Raw genomic sequence first — 12,558 nt, 5'->3', positions numbered from 1 at the left:
TCCCGCAGAATCCTGCGCACGCAGCAACTGCACCACGACACCAGAGGAGCACGTGTGAGCATCGCCAAGAACAACCAGACCCGATGCAACGTCACGGATGTCGCCAAGGCTGCAGGCGTCTCCGTTGCCACCGTTTCGCGCAGCTTCAACCTGCCCCATCACGTACGCGACGACGTGCGGGAAAAGGTCCTGAAAGTCGCCGCCCGCATGGGCTACACGCCCAACTCGGCGGCCAAGGCGCTACGCCTGCGCAAAACCAACGTCATCGGCGCCATCATCCCCACCCTGGACCACTCGATTTACGCCACCATGGTGAAGAGCTTCCAGGACAAGCTCGCCGAGTACGGCTATGTGGTTTACGTGCTCAGTTGCGGCTTCGACTCCGGCGCCATCTACGAAAAAGTGAAGCTGCTGGTCGAGCGCGGTGCCGAAGCGCTGCTGGTGGTCGGTGACATCCGCGACCCGGCGCTGACCAAATACCTGCAGGAACACCGGATGCCGGTCATCTGCACCTACTCCTATTTCGATGACCGCGCCTTCCCCTTCATCGGCTTCGACAACTACCAGTCCACCCGGCAACTGACCGACTACCTGCTCGGCCTTGGTCATCGGCACATGGCGATGCTAACCGGCCCCATGAAAGGCAACGATCGCCAGGAGGCCCGCCAACGGGCGTTCATCGACACCCTGGCCAACCACCCGGATAGCTGCAGCCACGCCATCTACGAAAGCACCGATGGCTACACCATCGCCTTCGGCGAACAGACGCTGCGCCGTATCCGCCTCGAGCACCCCGAGATAACGGCCATCGTCTGCAACAGCGACGTGATCGCCTTCGGCGTGCTCTCGGCCTGCAAGAAGCTCGGCATCGACGTGCCACGGCAGCTCTCCGTGACCGGTTACGACAACCTGGAATTCGCCGACTACCTCGATCCGCCGCTGACCACACTGTCGATTCCAGCAACGGAGATGGGGCTGCTCAGCGCCGAAGCGCTGATCGCCAACCTGAAAAACGGCACCGAGATCAAACCGGCGCTGCTCAGCACGCAGATGATGATTCGCCAGTCCAGCGACAGGATCTGAGCGGCTACAAAGGCACTGCGGCATCGAGGGCGGTTAGTAGCAGTCAAACAGCCGCCCTCACCTACCCACCATCCCGCCAGCCAGCCCGCACCGCGCCGGGCGGCACACCGACCGAGCGCTTGAAGGCGCGGCTGAAAGCGGCCAGTGAGCCGTAGCCGAGTTGCTCGGCTACGGCTTCGACGGCCTGGTGGTCATGACTGAGGCTCTGCTGGGCCAGGCGCATGCGCAGGTCCGTCAGGTAGCGCAGCGGCGAAACGCCGGTCGCGCGTAGAAAGCGTTGCGCGAACACCGAGCGCGACTGCCCGGCTTCGCTGGCCAGCGAGGCCACCGTCCACGGGCGCCCCGGGTGCCTGTGCATCATCACCAGAGCCTTGCTCAGCCGTGGGTCCTGCATCGCGCCGATCCAGCCGGTGGCCACCCCACAGCCTTTGGCCACCCAGCCGCGCACGATCAGCGCCGCGATCACTTCCGCCAGGCGCGCAAGAATGCCCGCATGCCCGGCCAGCAGCACCAGGGATTCACGCTCCATGGCATCGAGTAACGGACGAATCTCCGGCGAGCTGTGCAGGATGGTGTCGACCCGCATCACCTCCGGCATGGCCTCGACCAGAGGCTGCATACCACCCAACTCTAACGTCATGCAGCAACTGAAGATGACTGCCGCCTGGTCAGCCTCCGCCGACTCCCAGGGCTGGTCATCGGCCGGCACAGCCGGGTCGAAGGTGCGTATATCGCGGCTCAGCGTGTCTGGCCTGGACAGCACCGCATGTTGGCCGCCGCGGGGAATCAGCACCGCATCGCCGCTGTCGAGCCGGTGCAGTTCGCCAGCCGGGCTGCGCAGCCATACCGGGCCGCGACCGACGAACTGGAACTGTGCCCGACCCACTTCGTTGCTGAAGCCGACTCCCAGCGGGCGTGGCACTTCCATCCTGCGAAACTGCACGCCACACAGACGCATGCCCAGCAGTAGTTCGCTGATCAGGTCACTGGCACTCATCGGGGCTCCTCGCAGATCAGGACGATGGATCAACAGATCCGCACTCTATGCCATAGCTCGTCCCAGGTCACCGACCTAGACTTCAATCCATCCACTTCGCCGATAAGGAGCCTCCCATGCGCCACTCCCCTTTCACCCGCACCCTGCGCGGCATCTGGCTTGCCCTGCTGCTGGCCGCCCTGTCGCCCTCGGCCATGGCTGCAGAAAAGCACTACAGCGTCACCGCCCCCGACGGCCTGAAACTCGCCGTGCAGGAGACCGGCAACCCGGACGGCCCAGCCATCGTGTTCATCCATGGCCTGCTGGGCAGCCGCCTGAACTGGGAACAGCAGACCAGCAGCCCCGACCTGCAAGGCTACCGGCTGATCACTTACGACATGCGCGGCCACGGCCTCTCGGGCAAACCCGATGATGCTGCCGCCTATGCCGACGGGCGCCGCTACGCCGATGACCTGGCCGCCGTGCTCGAGGCGACCGGCGCCAAGCGGCCGGTGCTGGTGGGCTGGTCCCTGGGCGGACTGGTGATGTCCGACTACCTGGCCGCTTACGGCGACACGAAGATCGGCGGCGCCGTGTACGTCAACGCGGTGATCGAGCTCAACGAGAAACTGATCACCCCACACCCCGAGGTGTATGCTGGCCTGGCCTCCGATGACCTGAAGACCCACCTCGATGCGCTGCGCACCTTTCTGCGCCTGTGCTTCCACACCCAGCCCGACGCTGCGACCATGGAGCTGCTGCTGACCAACGCCGCCATGGCGTCCTGGCCGATGACCCGCAGCATTCCCACGATGACCTCCGCCGCTACCGAAGGCCTACCCAAGGCGCAGGTACCGCTGTTGCTGTTGTACGGCGCCAAGGACCAGCTCGTTGAAGTGCAACCGAGCATCGATCGCGCCAAGGCCCTCAACCCCAAGGCGCAATCGAAGCTCTACGCAGGATCAGGCCACGCCCCCTTCCTGGAAGAGGCCGCGCGTTTCAACCAGGACCTGGTGAACTTCGTGAAAGCAGCTGCTGCAGGCAAGCAGTGAGGAGTGATAGCGGAGCTAAACCTGCCGCCGCTGACGCACGACCGAGTCCTCGTATGCCACAACCAGCCGGCCAGCCTTGTCGATACCCGGCAGCAGCGCCAGGACCCTGGCTGGCGTTTCGTGGCTGAACTGCACGGTATAGCCGCTGCCATCCGAGAAGGGTTGGGCCTGCGCCACCCAGGCCTCGACCAGGCTCAGGTCGAGGTCGATATCCCGAGCGATGTCGGAGAGGGGAATTGGGGGCGAAACGAAGGCAGTCATATCGAGTTCCTTCTCGGGGTTTTCTCGAGTTTAGCCAGCACATTCCTGAACACCAGCACGAGATTCCGACAAAGTGCGTAGGACCCGTCCGATTCTCTGACTAGATTTCAACATGAACAGCCCATGAGGGGCTGAACATAGCGAAATGGAGAATCCCTATGCGCCATCTTGCCCTTAGCCTGACTGCCGCTCTATTCCTGTCCGCCACGCTGATACCCGCCGCCGTGGCGGAGAGCCCCGCCGAGAAAAGCATCCGCGAAGACAATCGAGACCTCGACAAAGGCGTCGAACACGACGCCAAGGAACTCGAAAAAGGCGTGCACCACAGTGATGAAGAAATCGACAAAGGCATCGACCACGACAGCAAGGAACACCACAAGGCCGATAAACACATCGACAAGGAACTGAAGAAGGATTTGTAGATGGTTGCTGGCGGGAGCCCGGCTGCGGGCTTTCGCCTTGCCTCAGCGTGATGCTGGGAGCCACTACCTGCGAAGAGTTGGCGCACATGACCTTGCCAGTAGAGCCAGAGCCAACCGCGGGGCCTCGGGGAATCCGGTGAAAAGCTACTTCTTGAGCAGCAGCCTCAGCCCGCAATAAAGCAGATAAAACAGCAAAAGCATTGCAGTGCCCAGAAACATCATCACCGCAAGCGCCTGCATATCCTTAGAGAACTGAGCCGCTGGAATATAGCAATCCGCACTGATTCTTCGGCAGCCGAAGCTGACTGCACGCAACCCGAAAGCGATGTACAGACAGAACTCGACAGCCAGCGCAACGAGAAGGCCGCCGACCACGAACAAAGCCCGCCTCACATCCATACTCCTTAGTGAAAAATTCCCACAGCGAACGTTACAGACGCGCAAGGCACGCCTCTATGGTTGCCATCACAAAACCCGCGAGCTAGAGTGCGTCCGTCACGGTCTATCCCGTGGCCGGGTGTGACAACCTGAATGTTCGAGACGCGGTGCGTCCAAATTGCCTAGCCGGTATCCATTACCGTGCTACTGCATTTCTATGGCGGTCCGTACGGGGCAGGCTTCGGCCTGGCCGGTTCCCTCGGACGCCGGTTTGTCACCCCCGTACGGTCCGTCACCATAACCGCGTGACAACGGCGGTGGCGGCTCCTTAATAAGTTCGAGGAGCATAAGGAAAATGCGCTATCCAGCTTTTACGCCAGAGCACCACCCTGCCCTTTCCGCAGGCTCGGCCACCTCCAGCCAGGAGGTGCACCATGACTAACCTGCACTGCCGTGTAATCCGCTTCCCCAAACGGCAAAGCCCTATCCCTCAGAAACCGTTCCCAGCCGTCGACTTGCAGGGTGAGGCAGAATTGCGTGCCAGTTTGGTATGCGACCTTTTCGACGAGGTCATCAAAAAGAAAGACGAGCCCCAGGACAGCATGCAGATACATGTGGCCGCGCTGTTTGCCAAGGATTTGGTTGAAGAGATGGTGGTGTTGTATCGAAGGGCGCTTTGTGAGGATCCGGGAGGGGAAATACATAATTAAAAGTCCAACACGGTAACTCCCGACTAACGAGAGCAATGCTCGTCGAAATCACAATGGCAAACATGCAACCTTTAACGGTACTACGATGAAAAATCTGAGCCGGTGAACCCGGCTCGGATCTTCTGAGCCCAACGAAAATAATGCAGCCGGATGCTTTCTATGACCAAGAACAGCGGTGCAGCGCCCCGGCGGCTGCTGATATTCGCTGGGTAGAAGAACGCCAAGCAGCGCCGGTGCACCGCAGCGTGGCCGACAATCGCGCAGCCACGCTTAGTCCTAACTACACCACGAACTGCTGGGTCTGTTGGTGCAGACGGCTTGCCATCTGTGCCAGTTCGCGGCTGGCGATGAGACTTTGCTGGGCGCCGTTGACCACCTCGGCGATGCTGCTGTTGAGCTGATTAACGTTTTTGCTGATCTCGTTGGCGACTGAGGTCTGCTCTTCTGTTGCGGTTGATATCTGCTCGTTACCGGAAGCAATTCCCTCAACCGCGCTAGTGATGGAAATCAGGGCGTCACCCGCATCGCTGGCCCGCTGCACACAGTGCTGGACGTGTTCGCGCGACTCCTGCATTACAGCCACCGCGGCACGAGCTCCGCTTTGAAGCGCATCAATCATGCTCCTGATCGACTCGGTCGCAGTGTGGGTATTACTCGCCAAACCACGGACTTCATCCGCTACGACCGCAAAGCCGCGCCCCGCTTCGCCGGCCCGCGCAGCTTCAATCGCAGCATTGAGGGCCAGCAAGTTGGTCTGCGCCGCAATGCTCTGAATCACACCCAGCACTTTGCTGATTTCACCACTTTGCGCATGCAGGCTATCGATTACCTCGCCAGCCTGAGCCACAGATACCGAGACCCCTTGTACAGACTCAACACTCGCCTGCACCAACACACCGCCTTCTTGGGCCTGTCGGTTAGCATTAGATGCGCTGTTTGCAGTAGAGAGTGCGTTACTAGCCACCTCTTGGACCGCCATGCTCATCTCATGCACAGCGGCAGCAACCATATGTGTTTGGTCTCCCTGAAGCGTTGCAGTTTGGCTAACCTGGGCGCTGATCGCGCTCATTTCCTCGGAAGCACCGGAGAGCTGTGTCGCCGTTGCAGAAAGATCAAGAATCAAAGCCCGCTGATGCTCGATCAGGGAGTTGAAAGCACGGGCAGTTTCAGCCACCTCATCTCGACCAACTCCATTGGCGCGCAGGGTGAGGTTCGAAGTCTGCTGGACCGTTGTAATAACGCTGCGCAGCCCTGACAGTGGGCGAATGATGGAGAGGCTTATTAGCACCGCCGCGATCAGTAGGCCTACCAACGATGCGGCTCCGATCACCAGGAATGTTTTTACCACTGCCTGGTACTGCAAATCAGAAGCGACATAGAGCGCCTGGCCCTCACTCAGTTGCAGATCAATCAAGCTGGAAAGCTTGGCTCCTAGTGGGTCGAAGGCCTCATAAAGAGTGGTATTGAAACGCTGACTTTCCATTGTCCGTAAGGTGCCATCGTTGACGGCTCGGATGAACGCCTGAGAAACATCACGTACGTGCATCAGCGCACCATCCACCTCGCTGACCATCGTTCTCTCTCTATCTGTCAGCTGAGTGGCCCGGTACTCCTCCCAAGCCTTGTTGCCGCGCAGCAGCGCCGTATTGAACTCCTGATTCAAGCGCACCCCGTCGGTTAAACCGGCGCGGTACTTGTGAAGGGTATCGACCATGCTGACGGCATAGCTGTCCGACACAATCTTCAGCTGGCTGATGGGCTTCATTCTGTCGAGGAAAAGGTGTCCCAAGCTATCATTTATGCGTTGTGCGTTGATCGAGGCGATAAAAATGACCGCCATGAGGACCAAAAGGGGGGCGATTACGAGCAGGGCCAAACGGATACGAATGGTCAGGTTAGCGAACATGGGGGATATCTCGAGAAGGACGGCGGCTTGCCGGAGCACCTGCTCCAGCCTGAAAGCCATAGGTCCTAAAATAGAAGCTCTGCGTTTTCACGCATGAGCTAAAGAAGCGTCCTTGCACCGGATGGCGCGTGTACCACTTTTCTCTGGCGGTGTCGGCTGCGTCTTACCCGCGTCATGGACGGCACTGGTCGACTTTTGAAAAGGCACTACTGGCTATCGACCCCCGCTGTAGGAACTTGAAGGGCTGCTTCGCCAATTCCGACTCAAGGTAACCGGCCAGCGATCCGTGCTTTGCGCTGCCGAACTCGCCCTCTGTCAATCTTATAGCCGGAAGACTCTAGTAGCCTTTGCCTGCCCCTCGCAGCCCCTCTCCTCTGACCAGACTCAGCCTCCAGCAGCGATATCCGGTAACGGACATCGGCAGAGCACCATGAAAGCACCCTACCAGTGATTTTTATCCTGATGATCTCAGTAACCGGGTACCTGTAAAGTTGGATTCTCAACGATTCCAATGAGGTAAGGCTCAAGCTTCGTCTCATCCAGACCTATAAGCGTCTTCACTGCACCTACCGCTTCCAAAGCTTTCTGAATGGACGAAGAGTCGATAGCTCCACTGTGCGGAACTACCAGCGGCAGCTTGTCATGGCTCATGCCATAGGCTTGGAAGTGAATCTTTCCAAAAGCTTTGTTGTTCTGAACCGCGAAAGCTATCGGCATCAACCCACTCAAATCCAGGTTGCTCGCCTTGGTGTTGAGCTCTGCAGTTATCCTGAAGCCGACTCCGATACGACCTGTAACAGATCGATTGCCGCCCGCATCCACGTTTTCGATCCTGGAAGCACCGTAGTCAAAGATAACCTTGTAGCGCCCCTTTCCCGCGCTCGACTCAGCTCCCAGATACCTGAATGAGCCCTTGTTGTCATACTGCTCAATGCTGACAATCACATCGGTAGTCGTCAGGCGCTCCCGGATCTGCTTGGAAGTAAGCGACCACACTTCACTTTCTTGACTCCCACCAGCTTGCCCACCATAAATTTGCATCGTCTTCACTGGCCTTGGTGTTGTCACGGGAACGATCGCACCAGCAGGCGACGTCAACCCCGCCATCTCAACGTCGGAAATGCCCGTTGCACTACATCCGGCCAAGACGCAAAACCCTATCCACAAAGCAACCTTCAGCGAAGATTTCATAGATCGTCCATTTAAAGAGTATTGGTTTAAGTTGGCCCAAGTGCCCCCAATACCCTAATGGAGGCCAGCCTAGGTTTGGGAAACCAGGCTAAGGGCAATGCACAAATTAATTCGCTTATCTGATTTAAAAATTCCAGCGGCACGTTTTATCGATATTCAAATGAGGCATGACTCAATTTCAGAGGCACGCCTCCAAGCATTAAGTTCTGTACGCTATGCAATGCTGCGGATGCACTTGGCGAGGTGACAAGGAACCTTCTACAACATAGTAATCCGTCGTCGTGAACCATCACGCCTCGTCAGCACACTTGCGATTGCTCAGAGGTTTGGGCGACACATTGTTGTTAGCACAGGAAGTAGCGTATACACACCCTGAAGCCCAATCGAATAAATCAGGCTCAATAGTTGAAGCGGATCGGCACCATCGTGAGACTGCGACAGTCCGAACGACCACGGTCTAATTTGGCTTTAACGCCAATCGTTGTCGATAAGTGCTGTCTGATCGTCAAGATAGCACCTAGGGCAGGCTCCAACGATGGCAAAAGTGTCAAATACCAAAAATGTATTTTGCAAGCACTGTACGAGCGTAATACCACGACACCAGAATGGTAAGAATTATCATTGCCATCCAATGATACTGACACGCATGACGATGGTCTCCCCCTTCGAACAACTCTACATCAGCCATCAACGCTGGTTGCACGGCTGGTTGCAGCGTCGCCTGGGGTGAAGCGCTGATGCCGAGGATCTGGCACACGACACGTTCATACGCGCCCTGCACACGCAGCGGGAAGTGCGTGAGTTGCGACAGCCTGTGGCGTTTCCTGCCGCAATCGCCAATGGTTTGCTGATCAACCGCTGGCATCGCCTGGCAATTGAGCGGGCCTACCTTGAGGCGCTCGCGGCACGCCCTGAAGGCGATTCAACCCACCCCTGCTGGCAAACCTCCGCTCAGTTAAAAACTCGGAAAATTACTTATCAAGGACTCATATACTAAAATAACCAAATAGCGCATCACTTCAAAATACAAAGCCATAGAAAGCCAAGAGCAATTTAATACACAAGAGCAAATAACAAACCATCTAGATTAAAACACCACTACTAAGACCGCTCTCTTTTATGGATTTCAACATGACAAGAAGTACACAGCGTGATCAAATTATCAACCGAGTTATCACCACCCTTCGCATGGTGATGGACGTGATGAAGTTCCAAATGGCGAGGGTCAGACTTATGCCATTTACTCTGATTCCATTTACAAACCGTACAGGTATATTCGTCTCTCGCAAGCACAATAGCCCTGTCTCTATCAGATATTTTTCTATCATGATGGGGCGTCTGATGCAGGTCCTCAAGCATATACACCCCAATAGGTAAATCCGGACGACCTGTTGTACGAGTCACTACTGACCAGCCTTCTTCAGTACGCAGCTCTCTGACTCTACGAGCCCATTCGGTAGTGTCATTGGCAACGTAACGAAGTTCCTCTCCAGTCACAGCCCGCCCTTCATTGAGCTTCAAGAACTCGAGCATCTTTTCTCTTGCACCACCTTTCTTCGTACGAATTGAATTCGCACTGTTCCAGCGAAAAGCAGCTTCACGATCCTGCTTTTCAGCCAGAAGAACATAGTCATTCTTTCCGAAAGAATTATTCTTTAACTCTAGATCACCAGCCAGAAACATCTCTCTTGCAGTAATCCCTGTAATAACATTCCAACCATATTCAACTCTAAGCTCCCTGACTCTCCTGGCCCACTCCCCGATACCAGACACAACCATTAACTCATCGCCACTAATCAATGTTCGCGGGTATTTTTTTAGATAGGTTATTATTCTATCGCGTGCGGAATCGGAGTTCTCTACAGGGACTAATGAACACCCCAAATCGCGCAAGGTACGAAATGCAGGAACTAATGCAACTACCTTTTCACGCAGATCGCCCTGACTCAATTCAAGACCGAAACCATCAATCAACTTGAGCAGATGCTGTCGCAGTTGTTCCGAATCGCGCTGGACCATTATACCACCACACCGATCACTTTCTTTTAAATAAAAAACTCCAGCATAACGCTGGAGAAATTATCAAAAAACAACAATTATAAATTATTAAAAAAGCTCCTCATGCAGCTTTATTTTTTAATTTAGACTTCAATACCTTCAACACAACTTTTGCAATTGCGCCAGCTAGAAGGGGTGGGACAGCATTACCTATCTGACGTGCAATTTCAATTTTTGTACCCTGAAACGGAAAGTCATCAGGAAAGCCCATTATGCGGGCTGCCTCGCGATGAGTAATAGGGCGATGCTGCTCAGGGTGAAGGTAACGTCCCTTCTCAGGTTTAAAAAACTCAGTCCTGATAGTAACACTCGGTCTGTCCCACCAAAGCCTGCCAAAAAGATCTGTGCCGCCCGAAGTTTTACGGATCCAGCAAGCGGGAGTTATTTCAGGTGCATTTCTTTGGAGATCGAAACGATTACCACCAGGAGGAACAGCTTTGTATCGAGCAAAACTTTTTGCTGTCGGGGTACGACCAAAATGAAGATTTAATGGCGCAGGACAACTTCTAATTTCAACACCTTCCGGCCGAGGTAGGTCAGCGATAACCTCCCTCACTGTTTTCCAAAGAGGCAGCTCTCCCCCTAGTTTAGAGTGTGTTCTTTCAGGAATAACGGGGGACTCAACTAGCTCTTTTTTCCATCCGATTATAATTGCACGCTTCCTAGTTTGAGCGACACCATAATCTGCAGTATTTACAACTTCGTGAATAATATTAAATCCCATAGCATCAACGCGAGACCGGATATCTAAAAACTCATCCGACCGCAAGAGCTCAGGCACATTCTCCATAACAAAAATTCTAGCACCACACTTTTGAACCACATCCATGTAAGGTTCCCAAAGAGCTCGACGTTCATCCCCGGTTCTTTTTCTATTTAGGAGACTGAACCCCTGGCACGGCGGGCCCCCAATCACGACATCTGCCTGCGGAATATTAGGATTTGTGAGCAACCAACTCTCTATATTCCCAACCACCCCAGGAGCGGCATAAGCTAGCTTGTGCGTTTCCATAGCAGCTGCATCATTGTCAACGGAAAGGACACACTGGAATCCGCCACAAAATCGATCATCCGTGAAACCAAGCGTCATGCCACCGGCACCAGAAAAAAGATCAATTAAACGGAGTTTTTCTTGTGGCATAGGGGTTTTCATTCTGAAAATACTCTCATAAGGTCAGTATAAAGCAAGCATCCAAAGCAAGACCATCCTGCATTTTCAGCTCGCCTCCGTTGGCCTCGAACGCCAGTAAATCAGCGACTCCGCGGGAACTTTCGCCCTCTAAACCTCTAAGGGCTCTGACTCATTCCAAACCTGCATGACGCTCACCAACGCAATAACTGTACAAACATACAGCAAAATCATCAAGAAATGCTCCACACACATCTGAACTACAGTCCAAATAAATTGACATTTCTGAGCAAATCCCTCGGACCAGAGCATCGGGAGCCCTCTAAAATAGGCCTTATCAGCACTCCCACCAGGCATTCAAAATTGCGCGCATATTAGCCGAACTCACCAACCCGGCAATTAGAATCATTATCATCTATACGTAATGCTTCCAATTTTAGCCAGACGCTAACTAATAGTCTGATTAGGCTATCTACTGATTCTGCCTGCGAGGCTGTGATGCGCGGGATTTGCTAGAGCCTTGCTCACCCCTTAAATAAAAAAATCCAGTCACCTCACGATGACTGGATTTCTAGGGTATTTATTGGTCGGGACGGAGTGATTCGAACACTCGACCCCTTGCACCCCATGCAAGTGCGCTACCGGGCTGCGCTACGCCCCGACGGGTGTTGCTGGTGCCTTTGGCGTTAGCCGAAAGCGGGAGGAACTATATACTAAGCATCTGAATTACGGAAGGTTTTTCTTCAGAAAATCATTTGCGCAGTACGAGGAGGACATCTTCCAGCTCGGCGATCATCTGCTTGATGAGCTGCTTGTACTGGGTGGTGTCGTCCTTGGCTTCTTCGCCGGTCAGGCGCAGGCGTGCGCCACCGATGGTGAAGCCCTGGTCGTACAGCAAGGCGCGGATCTGGCGGATCATCAGCACATCCTGGCGCTGGTAATACCGACGGTTGCCGCGACGCTTCACCGGGTTCAGCTGCGGAAACTCCTGCTCCCAGTAACGAAGCACGTGCGGTTTCACCGCACAGAGTTCACTGACCTCGCCGATCGTGAAATACCGTTTGCCGGGTATGACAGGTAATTCGTCGTTATGACTTGGTTCCAGCATATGCTTCGACCCTGGCTTTGAGCTTCTGGCCGGGGCGGAAAGTCACTACACGGCGGGCCGTGATAGGGATTTCCTCCCCTGTTTTTGGATTACGACCGGGGCGCTGACGCTTATCGCGCAGATCGAAGTTACCGAAGCCTGAGAGTTTCACCTGCTCATTGAGTTCCAGGGCCTGGCGGATTTCTTCGAAGAAGAGCTCCACCAGTTCCTTGGCTTCTCGCTTGTTCAGGCCCAGTTCATCGTACAGACGTTCGGCCATCTCAGCTTTCGTCAGTGCCCCCATA

13 protein-coding genes, 1 tRNA gene and 2 pseudogenes are annotated in these 12,558 nt (G+C 55.2%); 5 read left to right on the top strand and 11 right to left on the bottom strand.

Annotation, left to right across the window (positions count from 1 at the left end):
• Positions 1-54: 54 nt before the first annotated feature.
• The gene (locus tag QRN22_RS08830) at positions 55-1,083 is read left to right on the top strand and encodes a LacI family DNA-binding transcriptional regulator (protein ID WP_042552882.1); all 1,029 of its coding nucleotides are present in this window, start codon (positions 55-57) and stop codon (positions 1,081-1,083) included.
• A 61-nt stretch (positions 1,084-1,144) separates the two neighbouring features.
• Here QRN22_RS08830 and QRN22_RS08825 read toward each other — a convergent pair whose 3' ends face one another.
• On the bottom strand, positions 1,145-2,080 hold the full coding sequence (locus QRN22_RS08825) for an AraC family transcriptional regulator (RefSeq protein ID WP_042552881.1): 936 nt from the start codon (positions 2,078-2,080) through the stop codon (positions 1,145-1,147).
• Positions 2,081-2,196: 116 nt separating this feature from the next.
• On the opposite strand from QRN22_RS08825, the gene QRN22_RS08820 reads away from it, so the two are divergent.
• Positions 2,197-3,111 (top strand): alpha/beta fold hydrolase, encoded by a 915-nt coding sequence (locus QRN22_RS08820; RefSeq protein ID WP_042552880.1) that lies wholly within the window; start codon positions 2,197-2,199, stop codon positions 3,109-3,111.
• 15 nt (positions 3,112-3,126) lie between these two features.
• On the opposite strand, the gene QRN22_RS08815 is transcribed toward QRN22_RS08820, so the two are convergent.
• Positions 3,127-3,372 carry a hypothetical protein gene (locus QRN22_RS08815; RefSeq protein WP_042552879.1) on the bottom strand — a complete coding sequence of 82 codons (246 nt, stop codon included), beginning with the start codon at positions 3,370-3,372 and terminating at the stop codon, positions 3,127-3,129.
• Positions 3,373-3,530: 158 nt separating this feature from the next.
• Between QRN22_RS08815 and QRN22_RS08810 the strand changes: the two genes are divergently transcribed.
• Positions 3,531-3,794, top strand: coding sequence for a hypothetical protein (locus QRN22_RS08810; protein ID WP_042552878.1), 264 nt, complete (start codon positions 3,531-3,533; stop codon positions 3,792-3,794).
• Positions 3,795-3,938: 144 nt separating this feature from the next.
• Here the strand turns inward: QRN22_RS08810 and QRN22_RS08805 are convergent, their stop codons facing one another.
• The gene (locus tag QRN22_RS08805) at positions 3,939-4,187 is read right to left on the bottom strand and encodes a hypothetical protein (protein ID WP_156152669.1); all 249 of its coding nucleotides are present in this window, start codon (positions 4,185-4,187) and stop codon (positions 3,939-3,941) included.
• A gap of 419 nt (positions 4,188-4,606) precedes the next feature.
• Here QRN22_RS08805 and QRN22_RS08800 point away from each other — a divergent pair, with 419 nt between their 5' ends.
• Positions 4,607-4,882, top strand: coding sequence for a hypothetical protein (locus QRN22_RS08800; RefSeq protein ID WP_042552876.1), 276 nt, complete (start codon positions 4,607-4,609; stop codon positions 4,880-4,882).
• A 280-nt stretch (positions 4,883-5,162) separates the two neighbouring features.
• On the opposite strand, the gene QRN22_RS26580 is transcribed toward QRN22_RS08800, so the two are convergent.
• From QRN22_RS26580 to QRN22_RS08790, 3 genes and pseudogenes are all read right to left on the bottom strand, one after another.
• Complete coding sequence (locus tag QRN22_RS26580) at positions 5,163-5,891, bottom strand: methyl-accepting chemotaxis protein (protein WP_419761276.1); 729 nt, start codon at positions 5,889-5,891, stop codon at positions 5,163-5,165.
• A 135-nt stretch (positions 5,892-6,026) separates the two neighbouring features.
• Positions 6,027-6,788 (bottom strand): annotated as a pseudogene (locus QRN22_RS26575) (MCP four helix bundle domain-containing protein); the annotation flags it as partial.
• Positions 6,789-7,256: 468 nt separating this feature from the next.
• Positions 7,257-7,979, bottom strand: coding sequence for a hypothetical protein (locus QRN22_RS08790; protein ID WP_042552875.1), 723 nt, complete (start codon positions 7,977-7,979; stop codon positions 7,257-7,259).
• Between the two features lie 646 nt (positions 7,980-8,625).
• Here QRN22_RS08790 and QRN22_RS08785 point away from each other — a divergent pair.
• Positions 8,626-8,913 (top strand): annotated as a pseudogene (locus QRN22_RS08785) (sigma factor); the annotation flags it as partial.
• Positions 8,914-9,080: 167 nt separating this feature from the next.
• Here the strand turns inward: QRN22_RS08785 and QRN22_RS08780 are convergent.
• The 5 genes from QRN22_RS08780 to ihfA form a co-directional block, all read right to left on the bottom strand.
• Positions 9,081-9,998, bottom strand: coding sequence for an HNH endonuclease (locus tag QRN22_RS08780; RefSeq protein ID WP_042552873.1), 918 nt, complete (start codon positions 9,996-9,998; stop codon positions 9,081-9,083).
• A gap of 100 nt (positions 9,999-10,098) precedes the next feature.
• Complete coding sequence (locus QRN22_RS08775; RefSeq protein WP_082045732.1) at positions 10,099-11,178, bottom strand: DNA cytosine methyltransferase; 1,080 nt, start codon at positions 11,176-11,178, stop codon at positions 10,099-10,101.
• 572 nt (positions 11,179-11,750) lie between these two features.
• Positions 11,751-11,827 (bottom strand) — tRNA-Pro (locus QRN22_RS08770).
• A 90-nt stretch (positions 11,828-11,917) separates the two neighbouring features.
• Positions 11,918-12,274 carry a MerR family transcriptional regulator gene (locus tag QRN22_RS08765; protein WP_042552872.1) on the bottom strand — a complete coding sequence of 119 codons (357 nt, stop codon included), beginning with the start codon at positions 12,272-12,274 and terminating at the stop codon, positions 11,918-11,920.
• Positions 12,255-12,557: an integration host factor subunit alpha gene (ihfA, locus tag QRN22_RS08760; RefSeq protein ID WP_013791841.1), complete on the bottom strand. Its 303-nt coding sequence runs from the start codon at positions 12,555-12,557 to the stop codon at positions 12,255-12,257. The genes QRN22_RS08765 and ihfA overlap by 20 nt, the downstream gene beginning before the upstream one ends.
• Position 12,558 lies beyond the last annotated feature (1 nt).

It is taken from the genome of Pseudomonas sp. MEJ086 (genome assembly GCF_030209025.1).
GTDB classification, from domain to species: domain Bacteria; phylum Pseudomonadota; class Gammaproteobacteria; order Pseudomonadales; family Pseudomonadaceae; genus Aquipseudomonas; species Aquipseudomonas fulva_A.
The sequence above is the reverse complement of the archived record's forward strand: the minus strand, read 5'-3'. Positions and strand labels throughout refer to the sequence as shown.

Bases quoted from the DNA above. Each gene is read 5' to 3' on its own strand.
- QRN22_RS26580 (WP_419761276.1), bottom strand. From the start codon at position 5,891: ATGGTTGCTGCCGCTGTGCATGAGATGAGCATGGCGGTCCAAGAGGTG.
- QRN22_RS08810 (WP_042552878.1), top strand. From the start codon at position 3,531: ATGCGCCATCTTGCCCTTAGCCTGACTGCCGCTCTATTCCTGTCCGCC.
- QRN22_RS08815 (WP_042552879.1), bottom strand. From the start codon at position 3,372: ATGACTGCCTTCGTTTCGCCCCCAATTCCCCTCTCCGACATCGCTCGG.
- ihfA (WP_013791841.1), bottom strand. From the start codon at position 12,557: ATGGGGGCACTGACGAAAGCTGAGATGGCCGAACGTCTGTACGATGAA.
- QRN22_RS08825 (WP_042552881.1), bottom strand. From the start codon at position 2,080: ATGAGTGCCAGTGACCTGATCAGCGAACTACTGCTGGGCATGCGTCTG.
- QRN22_RS08780 (WP_042552873.1), bottom strand. From the start codon at position 9,998: ATGGTCCAGCGCGATTCGGAACAACTGCGACAGCATCTGCTCAAGTTG.
- QRN22_RS08800 (WP_042552876.1), top strand. From the start codon at position 4,607: ATGACTAACCTGCACTGCCGTGTAATCCGCTTCCCCAAACGGCAAAGC.
- QRN22_RS08820 (WP_042552880.1), top strand. From the start codon at position 2,197: ATGCGCCACTCCCCTTTCACCCGCACCCTGCGCGGCATCTGGCTTGCC.
- QRN22_RS08765 (WP_042552872.1), bottom strand. From the start codon at position 12,274: ATGCTGGAACCAAGTCATAACGACGAATTACCTGTCATACCCGGCAAA.
- QRN22_RS08775 (WP_082045732.1), bottom strand. From the start codon at position 11,178: ATGCCACAAGAAAAACTCCGTTTAATTGATCTTTTTTCTGGTGCCGGT.
- QRN22_RS08790 (WP_042552875.1), bottom strand. From the start codon at position 7,979: ATGAAATCTTCGCTGAAGGTTGCTTTGTGGATAGGGTTTTGCGTCTTG.